The organism is Ignisphaera sp., assembly GCA_038831005.1.
Taxonomy (GTDB): domain Archaea; phylum Thermoproteota; class Thermoprotei_A; order Sulfolobales; family Ignisphaeraceae; genus Ignisphaera.
In genome coordinates, this window is the sequence record JAWBKZ010000002.1 from 18,237 (window position 1) to 38,801 (window position 20,565).

Sequence of the window (20,565 nt, forward strand, 5' to 3'; positions counted from 1 at the left end):
TATTTGTTCATATAGTTTCGTGATTAATGAATGATTATATCTAATATAAGAGTTGAACTAGTTAGTATTTAATGATCAAGTTATTGCAGCTGAAAGAAGTAAATGATCTTTCTCTATAATACCTGCAGGTACAAGTGCTTCATATCTCTTCCTTCTTTTGTTCTGTTTCACGTAATCGAGAACATATTCGATGATTTCTTTAACTGATGGCGCGTAACCTGCAAAAGCTTTTGTACCACCTATGATTATTATTGGAAGAGACTTAATGGAAGAGCTTATGGTATCGCTCCACGTGTTGTAAGGCACAATCACGATCTTGATACCGTACTCTTTCTTAAGAACTTCTGCAGCGTGTTGAAGATTGTCTAGAGCGCCTGTACTTACAGGATCTAATCCTATAATTGCTAGTACCTCGATCAACATGTTACATATCCCACAGATAAAAACTTAAACATATCGATACATATATTAGCAGGCAGACACATGGCTGAAACTATGTGGTTCAACTACAGAAAGACACCTCTAGGTACAGCTGTTAGAGAGACCATGACGGCTATAGTAGGCGTATACACATCTAGAGAAGAGGCTGAGAAAGATATGGAACAACTCAGAGAAATTCTTTCAGCAAATCTAAAAATAGTGGATATAGCTTTTAACGAAAACTACGAAAAGATGTGTCTTCTCGATCCAGATATCGCCGATGTACATGTTCAGACCAGAGGAAGATACCTACTGGTAGCTGTATGGAGTGCTACCGAACCTTAACACCAGATCAGATGTTTGGTAGGGGAACATCCATAACGTATGCTACGAGACTTACGGCTATAGGTAACGTTAAATTGTCTTCAGGACTTAAGAGCTCAACAGTTATTGCTACGAAACTCAGAGTAATAGAATTAATAATGTTCCAATTTAGGGTATAGATCAGTACTGTGAATATGGTGAAAGTTGTTAGAATAGATAAATCAGTATGTTTTAGGAACTTCCTTCTGGTTTGCGTAGACATTGAGATAATAGAAGAAAGAGCGTCGACTATACCCAATGCCAAAATCCCGTACACAGCTACATGGCTGAAAAGCACGTAACTTATCGTTATAGATAGCAGAGCAAATGTTACACATATGTAGCCGTACCTCAACTCATAGCTTCTTTCAACACTTGAAATAATATCTATAAGCCTTTCCTCATATCGCGAGAACATCTTATCTATGTTTTCAAGAATATCGGTATTACCCTTCACGACAGTTTCCAGACTACTCAAGAATTTCTTTCTAATATCTCCAAGAACATGTATGAATCTGTCTCTTAGGTTCGGTACACGTATCTGTAGACTGTTTATGAATGCTGCTGTAAAGAGGAGAATAACCATAGTTAGTAGCGTAGGGTCTAGAGAATAAGAGAGTAGAGTATTCATGAACTCTCTATAGGGTTGTGAGAAAGGAATTATTAGTATAAGAGATAGTGTTAGATGTATGGTTTTTCTCAAGATATTCGATGTGTATATTGTTTTGAAGCTTCTCGAAATTATATTCATTAATTAGTTTCACCTACATTGGTTCTTATGTAATCACGTATCTCGAACTCTATATACTCATATCCACCACTCTTCTTACCTCTAAAACCATATATAGCTAGAATATTATTTCCAACAATATCCCATTTTTCATTACCTTGACCCATATCTACCTTGATTATTCTCGATGAGGGTGGAAATATCCAATATGCTACATAATCATATTCAACTACCTCGGGACTATACCTATTCTCATACATATTCAATCCAATTCTTATGGGAGCTCTAAATCTTATACCGAAAACAATGTAAGGTCTTCTCTTGCTTCCCCTAAAACCAATATCGATCATAACAACCCTAGGACTGACCTTGATACCGTTAACAACCACAATCTCTTCATCGAGAAATTCCTGCATATTCGTCCAAAGCTTAGATACCTCTCCATTGAATGCTTTCTCATCCTTCATTATAGTTCTATAATATTCATATGGATCATTATAATCGAACACTAGATAATAAGATATGCATCCCAAAGAGACATAGAAAAACCCTTGCGCATAGATAGGTTCTACATGTTTACCCGCTTCTTCTAGAAATTTTTGAGAAGCCATAGAACATCAACTCGTTAGGTATTCTGAAGAGTATTAAAGAAGTATGAAGCTTCTGCATACTCTCTATTCTCCGTATTCTTTCGAGGTCCTAAACCATATGCCATCTTCCTTACATACTCTTTTATCTTCTCCATAACCTCTTCATGATGTTCTCTACTCTCTCTACGCCATGCCTCTGGATCATTTAGAAGTATGGAGGCAACAACATGTTCTACATAAACTTCAGCTACAGGACAGTTATATACACAGAATCTACATCCTGTGCATCGATCTCTATTAACAAAAGGCCTAGTCCTTCCATTAAAGTACGAAACTTTTGCAGCTTCTGAAGGACATATCGTTTCACAAGACCTACATCCGGTGCAGAAGCACCATCTGTAGAATAGTTTCAGGACATCTATGAGTCTTTCGATACTGTTGCTCTCTGTTAATGTTAAGCTTATTTTTCCTTTAACGTCAAGCGATATATAGGTGTTAAACCATTTGATGAACACACGATTTCTATCTACGTCAACTTCGTATTGATCTGGTTTAAGTATAGAGATTTGGTTCTCTAGAAACTCCATATCTATAGGTATCATCATCTTTACTTCAAAACCACCATTATCTCGTCTAACTATCTCTATACTGGGATCTGACATGGATTTAAAGCTTTGGAACCAATTATCAATGCTGTTAGATACTTTAAGTCTTCTAGCTAGCATAGACTTATATCTTGCTGGTCCAGCCCATCTCCATAATCCGTAGTCTATCCATTCTCTAGGCATATTCATTCTCTTAGCCCAATACTCTAGAACCTCGAGCCATTTACTCCATAAATCTCTATGTGTTTGTGAAACAAGCTCAAGCTCCGCTAAAGTTGAGGCAGGACACATAAAGCAACCGATTCTTTCATAACCCATGAAGTAGAGGGGGTTCACAGACACTTTATTCATGAATATGTAGAGCCATACCTCAAACTGGGACCATTCATTTATAGGCGAGATATTCAGCAACATTGGAGCCCATCGCAGTCTCCATACACTTGGACTTCTTGCTCTATCTATAGACTCGTATGCTCTCTGACCAACAACATTTAATCCACCAGAGCTCCATAAACTTTTTACGGTATAGGCTAAAGGAGCTAGTTTACAAACCTTGCAACACCACCTATAGTCTCTACCAGGTATCCCTAACTCGTTTACTGTTTTCCAGAACTTATCTTGAGCTGAAGCCTCGATAAGTTCTAAACCATAACTTTTAACAATACTGTAGACAGTTGATACTGTCTCGGGAAGCTCTACACCTGTATTATTGAATAGTATGATTGGGTTTAGCCCTAAATCCAGTACCAGATGAAGACTTACGAGACTATCTTTACCACCACTAAAAGACACTATCACAGGTTTATCTATCTTCTCATTCATAATAGCTATGAATTTCTTAGCTCTCGAAACCAGTATGTTCATATATTCCCCATGAGCTTTAACCACATCATCTATGGTAGTCTTTCTATATAGATCGCTACTCAGGGCAACACTATCTGTTGCCGAAGAACCCCACCAACTATGAACCATTACCTTACCTTTCCCCTTAGAGTAACCCAGACCAACAACATTGTTTCTGGGGTCAAGTAGGATTACCTGTTTTTCAGGTTCTATAACTTTATCTATACGAATTATATCAGAATGTTTATAGTACTTCTTATGCACAGTAATGGTTTCAACTACATCAGGATAACAGGTGTACAGCTTTATTGCCGAAGTTCTTGACAACCTAAATCTCCATTTTCTAAGCAGGGGATCAAAATATAGACGCCCCATCTGAGTTCCATCGATCACAATTTCCTTCATTTCATCGTAATATGGAGCTTTATTCACAAGCGCTATAGATCTACCCACAATATCGTTGAATCCTTTAGATGTACCAAACTCATAGATATATGCTGCATAAAGAGACTTGTAGTCTCTTTCAAAAGCAAGTCTAGCATCTCCTGGATCAGATAATGGAATTCTTATCGCTTTACTTCTGCATCTAGGGCATATTTCCTGTAGTATAGGTATGTTGCAGTTAAGACACCACCAGATCCTCTTAACCTTTGGCCAATAGATCTTCTTGGGCATACATGTTTCACTTGCATAACTACTCTAAGCTAACTTGTATCTACGTTTAAATAGCTGAAAAACCCACCGTATTGTTCTGGAATACGTGTGTTGTCGATAAACGAGATATTGGCTGGGTAATCTAATGAAGGAAAGCAAGATGAGCGATATTGTGGTAAACTATTTTATAGAAAAAGGAGAACTGTTCAGAAGAATTATGGACTCCAGGATCATGACTACAAGAGCTAAGAAGATAGCTAAAGGTATAGCCAAACAATTGATTATGCTAAGCATAGAGAAAGGATATGTACTAGATGTGGGATGTGGTACTGGGAGGATATCTCTAGAGCTCGCTGAAATGGGCTACAATGTGGTAGGTATAGATATTTCTCCCATATACATAGATATTGCTTCTGAAAGAGCTAAATCCAGAGGTTTAAGCAATAGAGTTACGTTCATTCTCTGTGATGCAAGATCTATAGATCAGTGTGACTTTGGTTCTACAAGATTTGATGCAGTGATATTTGTATGGTCTTCTGTCATAGGGTATTATGATGGGGAAACAGATGTACATATACTGAATACCGTTAAGAATATAGTTAAAGATAGTGGAGTATTAATGTTGGTAGATTTCGTGAACAAAGATTACCTAGTTATGGAGTTAGGACTCATAGGGTCCAAGCCTGTGGCATATGATTATGACGATGTTATGGTACTTGAGCATACAATATTTAATCCAGTTGCAGGCGAGATACTAATAAAGCAGCGATTCTACAAAAAAGAGGGACCCCATCACATGTTTCTGGATGAAGCTATGTTTAGAATGAGGATCTATAGTTTAAGCGAACTTGTAGATATAGCTAGAAGAAGTGGTTGGTGTATCCATAAGGTTTTGAAGGATGTTGAAGGAGAGCCGGGCTATACACCACTCAAACCATTGAACATTATATTCACGTTATGTAGAGAACACTAGATGATATTCATAAACTTAAGTTCAGTTTTTAACTCTATAAATGTGTATAGTGGTTTTGGATGATGTATGAGTCCCGCGGAACAGATCAGGTAATGATGTAACCACGACCACTGACACTAACACCATGTCCCGGTGCTCTAAATTGGGAAACAATGAAAATGCATGTTTAGAGAAGAGCTTTAGAATAGCTCCAATAACATTTAATGATATAAGGAGCAAGGTGTTAGAAACATTTAAGGAAAGAGTTTCTGTGCCTTATAGAGCTAAAGGGAATCAAACTAGGATCTGGATACTTAGGTATCTTCTAAAATGTGAAAAAGTTTTTCAGGTAATAGTAACAAGTCTAGGTTCTATTGCTAGACTCCCTACAGATCTCAATTCATTCTATCTAGACATGCTCAATATAGCTAGCGATAATAAGTACATCGATATAGTTACCAATGCTAAAAAAGCTGTAACGATAGTAAGCAATCTATGGAGGGAATACCGTAAACACATCCTTAGTAGCACATCTCCTGAAGAAGCTAAACAAAGAGCAAGAGAATTCGTTGGTCGAGCTCTTTCTGTCGTTAAGAGAGATACCAGGTACTTCAACTATCTACCAGATATCGTTAAGACTGCACGTACCATGCCTTGTATTGTCTCATCTAATCCAACGTTCATAGTATCGGGAATGCCTCAGGTAGGAAAATCGACACTTGTATCCAAAATCTCTACGGCTAAACCCAAGGTATCGCCATATCCCTTTACCACTAAAACTATAGTTATGGGTCATATAGCTATAGGTGATGTAGTTATACAAATAGTTGATACACCAGGGCTTTTGGATAGACCGCTAGAAGATATGAATGCTATAGAGAGAAAAGCAATATCAGCACTTAAACACATAAATGCTGTAGTTATATACTTGATGGATCCTTCTGGTGATGCCTACTACGACTTCAGATCGCAAATAAATGTGCTTAAATCAGTTGAATCACTTATAGGTAGAGATAGAATTATTGTTGTGTTCAATAAAGTTGATAGAGTTAGTAACGATAGGATTGCCTATTATGCAGAACTTGTTGAGAATACTGCTGGCCACGAAGTTAAGGTAACGATAAGTGCCTTAAATGGATACAACTTAGATCTACTTATCTTAGAAGCTCTAAAGAAATACGATAGCATCTATAAGACTAATTACGCTGTATACCTCATCAGATAGCTGTTCAATAACTATTTATAGGAATTATTGTGGTTCTTCTTCTATATCTATATCTATAGGTATCTCTGATTCTTCGCCATGGGGCTCTACCTCTATGTTTTCCACATCTTGAACAGATGCTTCACTACTTACAGTCTCGGCAGTTGTCTCTTCTTTCTTTTCTTCTACTGTTTCGCTATGAACTATATCGAGCACCTTTGAGTATATCCAAAATTCATCGGCTATAGATGGAATCTCATTGAATCTATGTTCGAAGCCACAAACATTACATATAACCTCTGCACTCCTTTTCTCACCAGTTTTATCGGTTTTTATCGATATAGTTAGACTATGAGGATTACCACAAACAGGACACTGCTTAAGGCTTTCATAAGCCTTGACCTTCCTAGCTTCTTGCATCATCTTTTTAACTACTTGCCAGGTTCTTCGCCACTTACTTCTACGTTTAGCCATATATATATCACCCGCATACAGAAATGGATTTAGCCTATTTATATAGTTATAGCATTCTCGCCACAGCTTTCTGGAACAACATCTGGAAGATGTTCTATAGGTTTATGATCTATAAACTTTAAAGCTCGCATAGCTTAGAACTAAAAGAGTGCTAACCTTGATGCTCTAGGTGTCTCGATATGAGTGAGCGTAGAAGAAGGAGAAGTATATTCGATATATTTGACGAGCTGTTTAGAGAGCTACAAGAAGAGCTAGAGGATTTCGAGAGAGAGCTCTCCAAGATACATCCGGTGGATCCCGACGAGTTTTCGGATATCCATAGAAAACCCATAGTGTATGGCTTTAGGATCGAGATTGGTCCAGATGGTGTTCCAAGGATACACGAGTTCGGTAATGTTAGGAAGGGTGGTAGAGCACGTATAGTTGTTACAGATGAACGTGAACCTCTTGTAGATATCTATGAGGAAGAGGATAGGGTAAGGATCGTGGCAGAGCTACCCGGTGTTGATGAGAACAAGATAAAGGTTGAAGCTCTAGAGGGTAACAGAATATTAATCGAGGCATCAAACCATGATAAAAAATACAGGAAGGAGCTGGAGCTACCGGTCGAAGTGGATATAGATACGGCTGAAGCTACCTATAGAAATGGTGTACTAGAGATAACGATAAAGAAGAAACAGAAAGAAAAGAAAGGAAGATCTATACAAATCAAAAAAGCTTAGCTAGATATACTTTGTTTCAACATTTTTTTCTATAATTCTCTCTATATGTATTCACAACTCTTACGCCTCCATAAGGATTCGTTAACCTAATAGTTAGTGGCTTTATATTCCCACTAAATATATCGTTGAAAATCTGTAGAATACTTGTACAGCTGTCGGCTAGTTTCTGGTCTGAACATATGATTCTCGTTTTTTCAGCTATTTCAAGTAGAATCCCATCAATAGTTACGTAGCTACCTAGCGTAAGTTCCCTGAAGTCTACCTCTATACCTATTTCAGGAATACTTATGGTTGTATCTTGAGGTATGTAAAGCAATGTATTAAGGTCCTCGGGCCGCTTAACTTCGACTTCTATACATTTTTCTATGCTTTCGCTAATTATTGGTATTATATCGCTTTTTCTGTGACCACAATAACTACATTTCAAGGAAACTATTACTATATCCTCATACTGTGTCGAATATTCAGATATCGTTATCTCGGCTTCATTTCTGCATTTAGGGCACAGTATTGTCTGTTTTGACAGTAGAGATATAGATTGATGATACATATCATCACCGGTGTCTACTTCATTGATTACATGGATGGTATATTCCTAAACAAAGGGTTTTTTATTATGCTTTACACAGTATTTCAATAAGGTTTGAGAAGAACATAAACTTAAAAGCTCTTCAATGGATTTGGTGTACTTAAAGGTGGCTTACTTATGGTGCTCTCAAAGATATATATGAAAATGTATAGGTTCTGGGACACTCATTCTAGACTTGTAGTGGCGATATTCGTCCTGATTGCATCTATTGTTGCTTTCTGGTTGAGGATTCAGCAGTATCTCAATGTCATCAATATTGGTATGGGGGTTGTGTATCCTGAGGCTAAGCTGGATGAATTAGATCCATTTGTGAATTATTGGATAGTAAACTACATGGATCGTCATGGTATCGCATCTCTACTAGACTTAACGGAAAAAAACCCAGCTACGTGTCTATTCTGGTATCCTGAGTGTCGGAATCTCTATTCAACAGAGTTACCAGGGCATCTACTCACGATATATTTCCTGTACCAGTTTGTTAAATTGTTTGGTGTAGAGTTACTAGATTTAATGGCACTTATACCGCCTATACTTGGTACCTTAGGTGTGATTTTCACAGCGTTAGCAGTAAAAGAATTGACAGATAGTGATATAGCATCAATTATTTCAGCACTTGCCTATGCACTAGTTTTTCTAAGTAGAGAAGTAGCTGGATTCACAGTTAAGTATAGTTTTGGATTGTTTACGGCTCCACTAGTTCTGTGGCGTCACATACGTCTACTCAAAAAACCCAACATAGTTAATAGCGTGTTGGCGGGACTAGCTATAGCATATGCAGCAAGCGTATGGACGGGTGTAGGACTTACAGCAGTACCTATCTATGTAACGCTAGTTCTTGCACCAATTTTCATAGATTTAACACAAATAAATAACTTTAAGAAGTATACACTAGTTTTTGCAATAGAGATAGCGATACCTACTATAGCAATGATCTCTATGAAGGCCTATCATGGTGGAAGAATGATCATATACCTAATATTCCTTATAACTTTCGCCTTCTATATCTTCGGGGCCATACTTAGTCTATTCCTAGGCTCTAGAGCTATGCTACATGCTAGGAAGTCTAAGGGTGTTAAGAGAATATTTATAGTATCTCCAACGAAAATATACATAACTGTACTGCTTATACTGGTAATAGCGGGTGCAACGATACTAGGTTTAGCGGTATCTGTTCCAGGATTTCTGCACCAACTCACTAGGATTATACCTGTCGCTGGTAAGATTCTGCTGGGTCTTGGTATTAATCCTGGTGGTGTCGCGGCTACTGTTGCCGAGTACAGATCCGGTGGTGAATATCTTGAGTGGTATATGGTTATACATCTACTATTGCTGATATTCATATTGATTCCTACAGCTCTATATGATGCCTTTAAGAATAGAGCGTATATACCGCTGATATTCTCTATATGGGCTTTCTTATCATGGTACGCAACCTACAATACTGTGTACTTTAGCGATTATACTAAGGTGGTTTTTGCCTCAGTAATAGGTTATAGTATAGGTAGATTACTACTTTTTGCCAAACCGCAGATAACGTACATAGGTAAAGCAGCTAAAATTAAGATAGATTTTACAAAATTTATTGCGCTACTTATAGTCCTATCTATTACCATTCCATCTATATATCTAGCTTATGCATCTTCAATAACTTACAACAAGTACCCAATGATAGTGCTAGCTGAAGGTTTTTACACACCTACAGATGTATGGATATCTGCTTTAAGGTTTCTGCAGAGAAATACCTCTCAAGATTCTCTAGTCATAAGTTGGTGGGATTACGGCTACTGGCTTTCGGTAATAGGGAACAGATCTACAGTAGCGGATGGAGCTACAATAAATTCTGAGAAAATACAAAAGTTAGCGAGATTCTTTACCAATAGCTATAATGAAACCTATAGGCAGCTGAAAGATTTTGGTGTATGCAGTAAGAGAGAGGTGTATATAGTTATATTTAGTCCGGTCGATGTCTATATAGTTCCAGAAACCAAGAAACTGTTTATTGCTTTTCCTGTATATCCCCAAGGCTTTGGCGATATACCTAAATTCATAAGCGCAATAGTTTATCTAGCGACAGGTAGATGGGCTCAAGAGAATCTTACTTATAGTACTTCACTCTATCAGTTTGATATATATAGCAATGAATGGATCAATCATGTGCTAACCTCGGGTTCGCTAGGACAGAAAATCACGTCATTTGTATCTCTAAACATAGATTCAGAAAGAGTCTTAAGTGCAACTCTTCCAAGGCTATTTATGTGGTCAGTATCAAAAGCTTTAGAAGATCTATATCCATCATTTGAACAAACTATTGTGCCTACACTACTTGTTGTAAGTCATGAAGGAAGACTAGCTATATTCTCTGATCCACTAGTCTTTGGATATTCTCTAAGCCCAACAAAACTCAACCAAGATATTTACGATATAGCTTACACAGCAATTTCACAACCAATCGAGTTAAGCAACAATATGTATAGATACGTATTCGTGTCTATACTAAAACCTAGAGATGAGTTTTTAAACATCATCTGTAGCTAAATCTTCCTCGCCCTCGCCTTCAACATATTCTTCCCCTTCTTCTTCTACTTCACTAGATATGTGTTTACTCCATTCTCCAGCTTTTACATGAGCCTTCATATGATGGAAGAGATCTTCAGAAGAGAAGAAGAATATAGCATCTATAGATACAGAAGCTGTTGAAGGTTCCGCAAAACTGGGACACAGATGCGATATATCTACACAAAGAGGACATACTATAAGACCTGAAGTCAAATCCTGACAAGTCTCGACTTCCAATCCCTCACCCATTTTGTATCTCTTGCGAATCCATCTAGCCTCCCATCCATAGGACATAAACATCTCACCTTATCTCAACATCTACCACTATACACCACACACCAGGTGTAACTATATAGCAAGTTTATTAATCAAAATCATTTTATGCTGTAAACCTGTCGATAATCTTTTAAACAAATTTCCTAATTACGTTCAAGACATATACAACTTTTATATGGATAGATCGTAAGCCACTGCACTAAATTAGAGAATAGAGCCTCTAGAACTTTACAAACAGTTCACATCACCTACTTTATCTTGATGATATTAACTATCTGTTATCTGTGGGTGTACCCTAATTAATATCGATAGATAGATTATGAAGTGTTGATGCGGGGGGTGGGATTTGAACCCACGCAGGCCTACGCCATCGGGTCCTCAGCCCGACCCCTTTGACCTGGCTCGGGCACCCCCGCATTATTTTATAGACTTGTGCCTATTTTGTGATTTTCTGCAGAAACCTAAAAATATTTATTCTAGTTTCCGCTTCGATATTATGATAGTGGAGATAAATTATTTTGAGCTAGTCAAAGCTTCTACAAGGCTTTCCTTTTCTTTAATTTCTTTGACCTGTAGTATGAATATCGTAGGTCTGCCTGGCAGAGGTGTATCGCTACATTTGACTTTCCCATAATCATCGATGTATGAGTATCTGCATTTCTGTTCTTGTGGTGGAGGAGACGATATTACGAATATCTGTTGATCGCTAGCCGTTATTATTGTGAAACAATTTCTGGTGTTACATAGTAGTGCCGAGTTTATGTTCATAGTTGTAAGTCTTGAATATAGAAACAGTATCATATCTTCAAATGATGTAAGCTCTATAACCGATACCTTCACCTTGTAGTCCACCCTTATGTGAATCATTTATCTTTTCAACCTATATATCTTAATGAGAGGTATAACCAGATCTTAAGTAGAATATCTTATCCCGGTTTTATGTATAGAATTAAGTAATTCTTACCACATAGATATACGATTATGGGTTTCTGACTATCTTCTGCTTTATATGCACTAGTTCTCCTAATACAATTCTATCACTTAAAGCTTTAACTATCTTAACTCTAGCCAAATAACCTATATACCTTTTGGAGATCTTCACTAAGGTTACAGGACCGTGGGTTAATGGATATCCAACTAGGTAGTGAGGATATCTATGGTGTTTTGAAGCGATAACTACATCGATATGTCTACCGATAAACTCCATCTTACGGTAGGTGTTGAAGTTCCTAATCTCTTCTTTCAATACTTCTTGATATTTCGGGATTTCTGGATCAAAAGCTCCAACAACTTTATCTATTTTTTCGAAAGCTGTTTTAGGTAGAGGCCTAAACTTGTAGAGCACAATTCTTTCCACACCCAGATCTTTCAGAAGGGGTATCACTTCTATCGTTTTCTTTATATCTTCTACATCTTCGTGGGGAAGCCCATGAATCAGATAAACATATGGTCTCAACCCTTTATCTGCAAGGAGCTTTATAGCGTTTAAAACATCTTCGCATTTTGATGGTCTGCCAACAATATTTAGGAGTTTATTGCTACAGCTCTCAAGCCCTATGTATACTGCGGTATTCTTGAGGTATCTACCTAATACCTCGGCAACCTCTCTATTCATAAGACAAGCTTTAATGTTTTCAATAGATATAGATGCCTTACCTTCGCTTACCTGCTCAATGTTTGCGAGTTCTTCAAGTAGTTTCTCTATCATATCTATGTTTGGTGAAGGATTGCAGGGATCTGTGAGAATGTCTCGGACTTTAGCATCTCTTCCAAAATCCAGGAAATCTGGTGCACTTAGAACAATACGTGTAGCTCCAAGATCAAGTAGTCTACGTACTTCTTCGACTATAGAGTATGTATCTCTCGACCTTGCATATCCATGTATTAATGGAACATTACAGTAACCGCAACCAGGCGGTATACCTGCTGGACATATAACTCTTTTACTTAAATCTTCAGAACTACACACTCTGCACTCACTACACGAACTAGCGACAGAAGGTCTACAGAAATTACTACAGCCTCTAACAACTTCTACATAGATCCTACATGCCCAATAATATGGATAATTCTCTAAATCATTAACCTCGGGTATGACCTTGAAAAGCAGATCCTTAGGTACCCAATAACCTAGACCACCACTTACAATCCTATTTCCACGCTTTATAGCTAAACCCTTTGGAACTTCCTTACTGCTACCTATTTCGTGAACTATTTCGTAAAACGAACAATAACCACATCTACGGAATAGATAATGAAGAGTATATTCAGCTTCACCAATAAATGCTACATCAAAATCTAAAGCCTTAAGAACAGCTTCATCTAAAGTTCCCGGACCACCTAAAACAACGAGACCTCTATTTTTTCGAAATCTTTTCAACAATTTTAAAAGTTTTTGAACCGCAGTAGCATCACTAACCATAAACGATATGGCAACAACATCATAGTTTCTAACAAGTTTCGGATTGCTCATAATGTTTTCGTAGGGGTGAAGAACAGCTTCAAACCCATAACTCTCGAGTAGAGCGGTAACAAGTCTTGGACCCACACCTATAACATCAAGTGTAGCAAACCTCTTTCCACTACAACGCGCATTTGCATCAATAACAAGTACTTTCTCCAAATCGACCAAGCCTTTGTGATTAGCATGGTATATTCTTAAACAATCTGTGGAGCTTTACCAAAGCTATAGCTGCATCAGCTACAGCATTAGGTGCTCTGTATACATCCATTTCGGATATCTTTACGATTCTTCCCATAACTAGATCCTCTTTGGTAAACGGGGTTTCACCTGCCTGAACAACTACACCAATATTCTCTCTATCTTTAAAGTTTATCTCGCATATATCAGGAGCATCATCAACATTATGAACTATGAATAGAGCATCATTCATCTTAACCATCTCCTTTAAGTCCTGAAGTCTGGGAAACACCAAGAACCTTCTATCGAGCCTGTAAGCAAGCTTAAAGACCTCGGGCACGCCTGTTTGAGCTGCTACACCTACGGGTCTTACAACGATAAATGCTGAAACAATACTCATTGAGAACGCTAGCTTAGCTAGGTCATAAAGTCTATGAGGACTTGAAGGAGCATAGGCTATCAAGTATAGCTGTTGTATGGATATAGTGCTCCACCTCAATCTAGGTATAGTTTTCACGTACGTATAAAGCTATGGAGTAAGATAATGGTGGAGGAACAGCTTCTCCTACCTGATTGTATTGCTGATCTCTATCACCAAAGAACACATGATTATCTGGGAATCCCATGAGCCTTGCTTGTTCACGTACAGTTAGTAGGCGATTTTCATAAGGATGTAAAAACCTTGAGGAACCTAGAACAGTTGGAGCTAAATCATTTGGATCTAGTCTTATATAATTTGGAATTCTTTTTAAAGCTCCCTGGTAATAGAAGAGAGCTTTACCCCAGACAATCCTAGCCATTCTCTTCAACTTTCTATCAGTAGGATACAGACATGAATTGTTAGGCAAATCTGTTTCACATGAAATATCATCTAAAACATCCCTTACCAGTACCTTCTTACCAGTAGGCTTAGGTTTCAAAACAACATTAGACACAAATAATCGGGTTCTTCTACTTGGAGTCCCATAATCTTCTGCCCTAAGCAAATTAAAGAAAATCTGGCTGTATCCAATATAGCTAAATTCCTTAACTATAGACTCCCTTATTTCAGATGTATTTAGCGCTGGTACATTCTCCATTACGAATATCCGTGGCTTAAGCTCGCCCACAAGCCTTATGAAGTCTAGAACAAGAGTTCCTTGAGGATCTTTGTAGAGGCGGTCCAAGGGATCTTTCTCTCTCTTAGGGTTTGCTCCTGTGAAAGGTTCACAAGGAGGACTACCAATAACTATATCGGGTTTTCTGCTGATAAAGTATGCTATATCTTTTCCATCTATATCCTTTATGTCTTCAACCAGAACTATTGTGCTAGGGAAATTGAACTTGTATGTCTTTCCACATGATGGATCGCTATCTATAGCCATAGCTATCTTGAAGCCGGTATCTCTAAAACCTATAGAGAATCCTCCACTTCCACTGAAAAGATCTACAACGGTATATTTCATGGCTATACACTTTTCTTCAACTCATCTATTAGCTGTCTAAGGTATGATACGAGTTTCCTATTATCAAGTTCCACAAGTTCTGATCCACACTTTAGACATCGGAAATTGTTTTCGAAAGCTTCATCAAATGAGTATTGTGTTGAGTCTATAGGGCATATATATGATGTGTGAAGCTCTTCATACGAAAGTCTCTCTTCTAGAACTCTGATTATCTCTCTTTTTCTCTTTTTTACTGCTTGCTCCAGCATAGGTCTACTGGTAAACCATATATAGTCGTGCCACCGGGTATCGCTTCTTGTGGATCTATTATAGGCTACAAATCCATGATTTGCTAATTCGTAAAGCAATCTCCTAACATCGTTTACCCTTATGTTGAGTTCAGTGCTTAACTCCTCATCGCTTTTACCTGTTTCCGATCCTAGTAGAGATACTACAATTCTTTTACCATTTTCACCGGCTATAGCCTCCACAACCTTGAGGAGTGCATCATCACTCAACTCTCTTCACCACCTTATTTTTCGCACTCGGTATAATATAGTATTTTGCATCGTGAAAGCATAACCCTAGTTCTATACCTTTCCAGAGCCTATCGAGAAATAGAGCTAATGCTGATACTTCTGAATGAGGTTGATTACCTACAGCTATATTGTAGTCGGCAAGTTCATAGAATATCCTCTCGACTTTTTCAGAACCTATAACAACTAATATCTTGCTACAGTTCTCTCTGACAATATCTATAGTATTATCGAGAGGTAGACCATACATAGTTAAATGTACAACACATCCACCACTATTTTTAAAGCTATTGATAAGGTTCACAGAATTTATCCCCATTTCTATCTTGAAGTATCTACCGCCCCAACGATCTACTACCTTCTCTATAGATATCCTAACATTCTCGTCAACAGCATCGGCAATATAGATCCCTCTAGCTCCAAAAGCTCTAGCAACAAGCGCTACATGTGTAGTTACTCTACGGTCTCTGTTAGGTCTATGTCCAAGCCTAAGCACATAAACATCTATACCAAGTTCTTCTGGACTTGTTGTACAGTACGACATAAAGCATCCTTGAGCAAGTCTATGTTGTATCTCTTTAAAGCTGATATGGTGATGGTATCTATAAACTGTGCTTTATATTCATTAGCTCGTAGCTTGATCAATTCAATTATATTGTTAATGTCTACACCATTAGCTACATCTATTTTGTTTAGAGCTATTATCAAAGGCTTACCCAAAGCCCCTATATCCTTTAGTATATTGAGTGAGGTCTTAAATTCAGTTTCTATCTGATCTAAACTTCTACTTCCATCTACCACCAGTAGCACTACGTCAGCGTTGCTTATCTCTTCTAGAACAGCTCTAAACGCCTCTATAATTCCTATAGGTATGTTCTTGATGAAGCCTATGGTGTCTGTAACCACGACATTAATACCGCATACTCTGATCATATACGATTTGGGGGAAAGTGTTGTAAACATCTCGGTTCCTGTGGGTTTAACAAGATTAGTTAAAGCATTGAATAGAGTGGTTTTACCGGCATTTGTGTACCCAACTATAGCTACATGTATAAATCCTTGTTTCTTTCTCTTCTCACGTTCATGGGATCTCTTGATTCTAAGTTTATCAAGTTCTTCTGATATCTTCGCTATACGTCTAGTTATGTGTCTGTAGTAGACGTCTATAGCATATCGGCCTAAGCTTAAGAATCCCGGTAGCTCGCCCGCCTTTACCCTCTTAATCCAGTCGCGAATGAGTGGTAACTGGTGCTTTAATCTCGCCATCTCTATCTGGAGAAGAGCCTCTCTAGAACCAGCATGATTCTGAAATACGGTTAGAATTATTAGAAGCTTGTCTATAACTTCTATCCCCAGCTCCTTCATTAAACATGTGACATGTCTAGGTCTAAGTTCATCATATATGCACAACTTCTTGATACCATTGTTCTGAACTATCGATTTAACTTTAGAGAGCTGAAAAGAGCCTAGGTAGCATTTGCTATTCGTCTTTTTCACATAGATGATCTCTTTTACATTGAAACCAGCCTCTCTCGATATAGACAGTATCTCATCTATATTGTTGCTATCTTCAGCTCTGACTACTAGTATCGTCTCCTTTTCCTCCAGTATATCGTCTACCTCTTATCACTTCTTATATCAACTATTTCTCCCAAGGTCACATACTTATCAATCTTTTCGTTACTCAGATCATCTTCTACAGCTGGTACTAGTAGCTTTATGTTTAGAACCTCTTCGAGCTTTCTAGCCAGATCTAGTGTAGGTCTAAGTTTACCACTCTCAATTCTCTTTATAATATTCTCGCTAACTTTTACCTTTAAAGCAAGTGTCCGTGTATCCCATCCAAAAGATTCTCGTGCTTTCTTTATCTTCTCGGAATAATCTTCAACAAGTTCCCATTGCTCACTAAGGACGGGTTTCCTACCAGCCTTGGGCTTACTTTCCTTAGCTTTAGCTGGACTAGAAATAGTAGTTGTATTGCTGACCAAAGGTCTCTGTATAACCTGTTTTGATGATTTATCCACTACTGGATCGGTTCTCGTAACAACTTGTTTTGACGCTCTTGGAGATAACTTTGTGTAACATGAGCTACATACTGTTAATAAAACATTATCTATAGCTACTCTCTTTTCTGTTCCCCTATCAATTGGGTTTCCACACATTTCACAATAAATTTGTTCGCTGTTTTTCTTCAGCTGAACCACCAAGAGATATTAAGGTGGTAAACTGTTTTTATCTTTATACTTGGTAAATAGGTATCTGGTGGACTTTAATGGCTACTGAGGATAGCAGTAGTGAGCACTATTCAGAATATCTGGAGTTGAAGGTTAGAGAGCTAGAGACGGAGCTAGAGAGTCTTAGAGAGACTTTGGCTAAATATGCTGAAGAACTAGAGTACTACAAGTCTCAGGTAGAGAAATTAATGGCACCTCCATTAGTTGAAGCAACGCTTCTAGATGTACTTGATGGCGATAGAGCATTAGTTAAAAGCTCTTCAGGACCTGTACTTGTTGTACATATTCTTCCAACAGTCGATAGACCTAAACTTAAACCTGGCGTCTCTGTAGCTCTTAACCAACGTGGATCAGCTATAGTGGAGGTTCTCCCTAGAGCTGAAGATCCTTACGTCAAAGCTTTCGAGATTGTTGAAAGACCCAGCATCAGGTACGAAGATATCGGCGGTCTAAAGAAACAAATAGATGAATTGAGAGAAGCTATAGAGCTTCCGCTAAAGTATCCACACAAATTCAAGGCAATGGGTATAGAGCCTCCAAAAGGAGTACTACTCTATGGTCCTCCAGGATGCGGAAAAACATTGTTGGCTAAAGCTCTTGCTCATGAAACTAACGCAACCTTCGTAAGACTTGTGGCTTCTGAATTAGCTCAGAAGTTTATAGGTGAAGGAGCTAGAATTGTTAAAGAACTCTTCACTCTTGCTAGAAAGAAGGCACCATCTATAGTTCTAATAGACGAGATAGATGCTATAGCGGCTAAGAGACTCGATGTAGGTACGACAGGTGAGAGAGAAATACATAGAACATTAACACAGCTTCTGGCTGAAATGGATGGTTTTGATCCTTTAGATAACGTTAAAGTAATTGCAACAACAAATAGAATAGATGTACTTGATCCAGCAATTCTTAGACCCGGAAGATTCGATAAAATCATAGAGATACCTCTACCAGATATTAGGGGAAGATACGAGATACTGAAGATACATACACGCAAAATGCCTCTAGCTCACGATGTAGATCTAATCGAGATAGCTAGACTAACCGAGGGAGCTACAGGTGCTGAAATCAAAGCCATATGTACAGAGGCAGCTTTAAGAGTCATTAGAGAAGGAAGAGATATCGTTACATCCAACGATTTTATGTACAGCATAGCCAAGGTTTTGAAAGAGCGATTCAGACCATACATACCTAAACATGTATCTACGAGTATACTCCATCTATAGGTCTAGGTGTGGAAGACTGATCCCGGCAACATTAAGATGTAGAAGTATAGATGAAGAGACTACAGAGATGTTGATGTATATGCTTATTTACCAGTTTGGTGAAGAATCTTCGAGAACTCTAGACCTCATAGATTTAGAGAAAATCAAGATATGTTTCTCTCGTAGAACCAAGAGGATCAGAGCTTTTCTATATAGAGACAAGATTTTAAGCATGGTCAGAGCATCAGATTTCTATATAGTTCCGCATATAGAGCTAGGTATACTGCTTCATAAAGTCCTACCTTTTCCTAAGCGTCGAGTTGTAGTAGCTAAGGAAATGGTGGACGATATAGTTAAGGGAAACTCTGTATTTGCTAAACATATCGTGAAAGCAGATGAATCTATAAGACCATACGATGAGGTACTGGTTGTTGATGAAGATGATAAGCTTATCAGTGTAGGTAGAGCATTACTAGATTATGAAACAATGATAACAGCTACTTATGGTGTAGCTGTACAAATTAGAGAAAAGATCGGTGAACAGAAATGAGAAAGAGTTATAAGCTTAAGCTACTTAAAAATGAATTCAAAGGTGATAAAACGTACCTCGTTACAGGATTCCAAGGATTTGGAGCAGTAGGGTTCTTAGCCCCTAGATACATTGTGTCTAAACTCAATATGGATTTTATAGGCTATATAGAGCCTCCTAGCATACCCGACTTTACATCAATCGAAGATTATGGATTCAGCATGCCTCACGAAATATTCTATAGACATCTAGACAATGGATATAGCATCGTAGTGTTACTCAATAGAGTAAACCCAGAAAGAAAATACATGTCCAGCTTCATTAACGAATTTCTAGCTCTCCTAAAGAAGATTCAGATGACAGAGGTTGTGTTGTTCGGTGGACTTGATGCACGTTTTAGAGAAGGTGAAGAAGAGTACAGATGGCTTAAAACATCATCAAGTAAGAGAGAACTTAGCGCACCTTACTTCATAAAAGGCACCTACATAGTAGGTCCTCTAGCCTCAATCCTTATATCTCTTCAACAAAACAATATTCCAGCAATAGCTATTCTACCATACACTCAGCCAGAAACAATAGACCATAAGGCTGCCGCAATAGCTGTAAAAATACTGTCATCAATTATTAGCACAGAAATTGATGTAGGTGAGCTACTCAGTTATGCAGAAAAGGTTGAAGAGATAGAGAAAATGATTCAAGAACTCTACGATCAACAGATCAGGAAGAAGGAAAGTTTAATGCATACATAATCTAGTTAAGATTAGGCTTAACTCATAGTATGTATAATATCTATGACACTGTTTATTTCTCTAGTTTATCGATCCTTCTCATACGAATAGATATGTCCTTCACAGATTTTTATCTTCCATAAATCACAATAATCTGGTCAGTCTAAATCTCTGTACTACAACCATAGATCTAAGGAACAACTAGTATAGAAAATAGAACTTAGTACATTTATAGCTCTAAAACCAATACATGCTGGAGTCCCATATATATAGGCTATCTGACTAAATTATAC

Annotated in this window: 23 protein-coding genes and 1 tRNA gene; 8 read left to right on the top strand and 16 right to left on the bottom strand. The window is 37.9% G+C overall.

Annotated features, from left to right (window positions below; all coding sequences use genetic code 11):
* Nucleotides 1-75 precede the first annotated feature (75 nt).
* Complete coding sequence (locus QXK50_01745; protein MEM2007887.1) at nucleotides 76-423, bottom strand: hypothetical protein; 348 nt, start codon at nucleotides 421-423, stop codon at nucleotides 76-78.
* A 60-nt stretch (nucleotides 424-483) separates the two neighbouring features.
* On the opposite strand from QXK50_01745, the gene QXK50_01750 reads away from it, so the two are divergent.
* Nucleotides 484-765, top strand: a complete 282-nt coding sequence (locus tag QXK50_01750) for a hypothetical protein (protein MEM2007888.1) — start codon at nucleotides 484-486, stop codon at nucleotides 763-765.
* Nucleotides 766-772: 7 nt separating this feature from the next.
* On the opposite strand, the gene QXK50_01755 is transcribed toward QXK50_01750, so the two are convergent.
* From QXK50_01755 to QXK50_01765, 3 genes are read right to left on the bottom strand one after another with little or no spacing between them, the layout of a single operon-like run.
* Nucleotides 773-1,534 (bottom strand): hypothetical protein, encoded by a 762-nt coding sequence (locus QXK50_01755; GenBank protein MEM2007889.1) that lies wholly within the window; start codon nucleotides 1,532-1,534, stop codon nucleotides 773-775.
* The gene (locus QXK50_01760; GenBank protein ID MEM2007890.1) at nucleotides 1,534-2,124 is read right to left on the bottom strand and encodes a hypothetical protein; all 591 of its coding nucleotides are present in this window, start codon (nucleotides 2,122-2,124) and stop codon (nucleotides 1,534-1,536) included. Before QXK50_01760 ends, QXK50_01755 begins: the two co-directional genes overlap by 1 nt.
* A gap of 14 nt (nucleotides 2,125-2,138) precedes the next feature.
* Nucleotides 2,139-4,226, bottom strand: a complete 2,088-nt coding sequence (locus tag QXK50_01765) for a phosphoadenosine phosphosulfate reductase family protein (protein ID MEM2007891.1) — start codon at nucleotides 4,224-4,226, stop codon at nucleotides 2,139-2,141.
* A gap of 124 nt (nucleotides 4,227-4,350) precedes the next feature.
* Here QXK50_01765 and QXK50_01770 point away from each other — a divergent pair, with 124 nt between their 5' ends.
* Nucleotides 4,351-5,178, top strand: coding sequence for a class I SAM-dependent methyltransferase (locus QXK50_01770; GenBank protein MEM2007892.1), 828 nt, complete (start codon nucleotides 4,351-4,353; stop codon nucleotides 5,176-5,178).
* 142 nt (nucleotides 5,179-5,320) lie between these two features.
* Nucleotides 5,321-6,382 carry a GTPase gene (locus tag QXK50_01775; GenBank protein MEM2007893.1) on the top strand — a complete coding sequence of 354 codons (1,062 nt, stop codon included), beginning with the start codon at nucleotides 5,321-5,323 and terminating at the stop codon, nucleotides 6,380-6,382.
* 24 nt (nucleotides 6,383-6,406) lie between these two features.
* On the opposite strand, the gene QXK50_01780 is transcribed toward QXK50_01775, so the two are convergent.
* Nucleotides 6,407-6,835 (bottom strand): hypothetical protein, encoded by a 429-nt coding sequence (locus QXK50_01780; protein ID MEM2007894.1) that lies wholly within the window; start codon nucleotides 6,833-6,835, stop codon nucleotides 6,407-6,409.
* A gap of 179 nt (nucleotides 6,836-7,014) precedes the next feature.
* On the opposite strand from QXK50_01780, the gene hsp20 reads away from it, so the two are divergent.
* Nucleotides 7,015-7,557, top strand: coding sequence for an archaeal heat shock protein Hsp20 (gene hsp20 / locus QXK50_01785; protein MEM2007895.1), 543 nt, complete (start codon nucleotides 7,015-7,017; stop codon nucleotides 7,555-7,557).
* A gap of 16 nt (nucleotides 7,558-7,573) precedes the next feature.
* Here hsp20 and QXK50_01790 read toward each other — a convergent pair whose 3' ends face one another.
* Nucleotides 7,574-8,107, bottom strand: coding sequence for a hypothetical protein (locus QXK50_01790; GenBank protein MEM2007896.1), 534 nt, complete (start codon nucleotides 8,105-8,107; stop codon nucleotides 7,574-7,576).
* Nucleotides 8,108-8,263: 156 nt separating this feature from the next.
* Between QXK50_01790 and QXK50_01795 the strand changes: the two genes are divergently transcribed.
* Nucleotides 8,264-10,681: an STT3 domain-containing protein gene (locus QXK50_01795; GenBank protein ID MEM2007897.1), complete on the top strand. Its 2,418-nt coding sequence runs from the start codon at nucleotides 8,264-8,266 to the stop codon at nucleotides 10,679-10,681.
* On the opposite strand, the gene QXK50_01800 is transcribed toward QXK50_01795, so the two are convergent.
* From QXK50_01800 to QXK50_01845, 10 genes are all read right to left on the bottom strand, one after another.
* Nucleotides 10,661-10,996: a hypothetical protein gene (locus QXK50_01800; protein ID MEM2007898.1), complete on the bottom strand. Its 336-nt coding sequence runs from the start codon at nucleotides 10,994-10,996 to the stop codon at nucleotides 10,661-10,663. The genes QXK50_01795 and QXK50_01800 overlap by 21 nt on opposite strands.
* A 313-nt stretch (nucleotides 10,997-11,309) precedes the next feature.
* Nucleotides 11,310-11,394: transfer RNA gene (locus QXK50_01805), tRNA-Leu, on the bottom strand.
* A gap of 97 nt (nucleotides 11,395-11,491) precedes the next feature.
* Nucleotides 11,492-11,818 (bottom strand): hypothetical protein, encoded by a 327-nt coding sequence (locus tag QXK50_01810; GenBank protein MEM2007899.1) that lies wholly within the window; start codon nucleotides 11,816-11,818, stop codon nucleotides 11,492-11,494.
* A 139-nt stretch (nucleotides 11,819-11,957) separates the two neighbouring features.
* Nucleotides 11,958-13,601: a radical SAM protein gene (locus tag QXK50_01815; GenBank protein ID MEM2007900.1), complete on the bottom strand. Its 1,644-nt coding sequence runs from the start codon at nucleotides 13,599-13,601 to the stop codon at nucleotides 11,958-11,960.
* A gap of 19 nt (nucleotides 13,602-13,620) precedes the next feature.
* Nucleotides 13,621-14,136, bottom strand: a complete 516-nt coding sequence (locus QXK50_01820; protein MEM2007901.1) for a RecB-family nuclease — start codon at nucleotides 14,134-14,136, stop codon at nucleotides 13,621-13,623.
* Nucleotides 14,120-15,064, bottom strand: coding sequence for a DNA cytosine methyltransferase (locus tag QXK50_01825; GenBank protein MEM2007902.1), 945 nt, complete (start codon nucleotides 15,062-15,064; stop codon nucleotides 14,120-14,122). Before QXK50_01825 ends, QXK50_01820 begins: the two co-directional genes overlap by 17 nt.
* A gap of 2 nt (nucleotides 15,065-15,066) precedes the next feature.
* The gene (locus QXK50_01830) at nucleotides 15,067-15,561 is read right to left on the bottom strand and encodes a hypothetical protein (protein ID MEM2007903.1); all 495 of its coding nucleotides are present in this window, start codon (nucleotides 15,559-15,561) and stop codon (nucleotides 15,067-15,069) included.
* A complete protein-coding gene (locus tag QXK50_01835) occupies nucleotides 15,554-16,123 on the bottom strand; it encodes a tRNA (cytidine(56)-2'-O)-methyltransferase (protein MEM2007904.1) in 570 nt (189 codons plus the stop codon). The genes QXK50_01830 and QXK50_01835 overlap by 8 nt, the downstream gene beginning before the upstream one ends.
* Complete coding sequence (gene hflX, locus QXK50_01840) at nucleotides 16,084-17,190, bottom strand: GTPase HflX (protein MEM2007905.1); 1,107 nt, start codon at nucleotides 17,188-17,190, stop codon at nucleotides 16,084-16,086. The genes QXK50_01835 and hflX overlap by 40 nt, the downstream gene beginning before the upstream one ends.
* 5 nt (nucleotides 17,191-17,195) lie before the next feature.
* The gene (locus QXK50_01845; protein MEM2007906.1) at nucleotides 17,196-17,741 is read right to left on the bottom strand and encodes a multiprotein bridging factor aMBF1; all 546 of its coding nucleotides are present in this window, start codon (nucleotides 17,739-17,741) and stop codon (nucleotides 17,196-17,198) included.
* Between the two features lie 110 nt (nucleotides 17,742-17,851).
* Here QXK50_01845 and QXK50_01850 point away from each other — a divergent pair, with 110 nt between their 5' ends.
* The 3 genes from QXK50_01850 to QXK50_01860 are packed head-to-tail and all read left to right on the top strand — an operon-like array spanning nucleotide 17,852 to nucleotide 20,293.
* Nucleotides 17,852-19,036: a proteasome-activating nucleotidase gene (locus QXK50_01850; protein MEM2007907.1), complete on the top strand. Its 1,185-nt coding sequence runs from the start codon at nucleotides 17,852-17,854 to the stop codon at nucleotides 19,034-19,036.
* Nucleotides 19,008-19,565, top strand: a complete 558-nt coding sequence (locus QXK50_01855; GenBank protein ID MEM2007908.1) for a PUA domain-containing protein — start codon at nucleotides 19,008-19,010, stop codon at nucleotides 19,563-19,565. Before QXK50_01850 ends, QXK50_01855 begins: the two co-directional genes overlap by 29 nt.
* Nucleotides 19,562-20,293, top strand: a complete 732-nt coding sequence (locus tag QXK50_01860; protein MEM2007909.1) for a PAC2 family protein — start codon at nucleotides 19,562-19,564, stop codon at nucleotides 20,291-20,293. Before QXK50_01855 ends, QXK50_01860 begins: the two co-directional genes overlap by 4 nt.
* Nucleotides 20,294-20,565 lie beyond the last annotated feature (272 nt).

Excerpts from the sequence above, each read along its gene's own strand:
- QXK50_01845 (MEM2007906.1), bottom strand. The coding sequence starts at position 17,741 with ATGTGTGGAAACCCAATTGATAGGGGAACAGAAAAGAGAGTAGCTATA.
- QXK50_01825 (MEM2007902.1), bottom strand. The coding sequence starts at position 15,064 with ATGAAATATACCGTTGTAGATCTTTTCAGTGGAAGTGGAGGATTCTCT.
- QXK50_01850 (MEM2007907.1), top strand. The coding sequence starts at position 17,852 with ATGGCTACTGAGGATAGCAGTAGTGAGCACTATTCAGAATATCTGGAG.
- QXK50_01750 (MEM2007888.1), top strand. The coding sequence starts at position 484 with ATGGCTGAAACTATGTGGTTCAACTACAGAAAGACACCTCTAGGTACA.
- QXK50_01860 (MEM2007909.1), top strand. The coding sequence starts at position 19,562 with ATGAGAAAGAGTTATAAGCTTAAGCTACTTAAAAATGAATTCAAAGGT.
- QXK50_01760 (MEM2007890.1), bottom strand. The coding sequence starts at position 2,124 with ATGGCTTCTCAAAAATTTCTAGAAGAAGCGGGTAAACATGTAGAACCT.
- QXK50_01795 (MEM2007897.1), top strand. The coding sequence starts at position 8,264 with ATGGTGCTCTCAAAGATATATATGAAAATGTATAGGTTCTGGGACACT.
- QXK50_01755 (MEM2007889.1), bottom strand. The coding sequence starts at position 1,534 with ATGAATATAATTTCGAGAAGCTTCAAAACAATATACACATCGAATATC.
- QXK50_01770 (MEM2007892.1), top strand. The coding sequence starts at position 4,351 with ATGAAGGAAAGCAAGATGAGCGATATTGTGGTAAACTATTTTATAGAA.
- QXK50_01800 (MEM2007898.1), bottom strand. The coding sequence starts at position 10,996 with ATGTCCTATGGATGGGAGGCTAGATGGATTCGCAAGAGATACAAAATG.
- QXK50_01855 (MEM2007908.1), top strand. The coding sequence starts at position 19,008 with ATGTATCTACGAGTATACTCCATCTATAGGTCTAGGTGTGGAAGACTG.
- QXK50_01780 (MEM2007894.1), bottom strand. The coding sequence starts at position 6,835 with ATGGCTAAACGTAGAAGTAAGTGGCGAAGAACCTGGCAAGTAGTTAAA.
- QXK50_01790 (MEM2007896.1), bottom strand. The coding sequence starts at position 8,107 with ATGTATCATCAATCTATATCTCTACTGTCAAAACAGACAATACTGTGC.
- QXK50_01745 (MEM2007887.1), bottom strand. The coding sequence starts at position 423 with ATGTTGATCGAGGTACTAGCAATTATAGGATTAGATCCTGTAAGTACA.
- hsp20 (MEM2007895.1), top strand. The coding sequence starts at position 7,015 with ATGAGTGAGCGTAGAAGAAGGAGAAGTATATTCGATATATTTGACGAG.
- QXK50_01835 (MEM2007904.1), bottom strand. The coding sequence starts at position 16,123 with ATGTCGTACTGTACAACAAGTCCAGAAGAACTTGGTATAGATGTTTAT.
- QXK50_01765 (MEM2007891.1), bottom strand. The coding sequence starts at position 4,226 with ATGCCCAAGAAGATCTATTGGCCAAAGGTTAAGAGGATCTGGTGGTGT.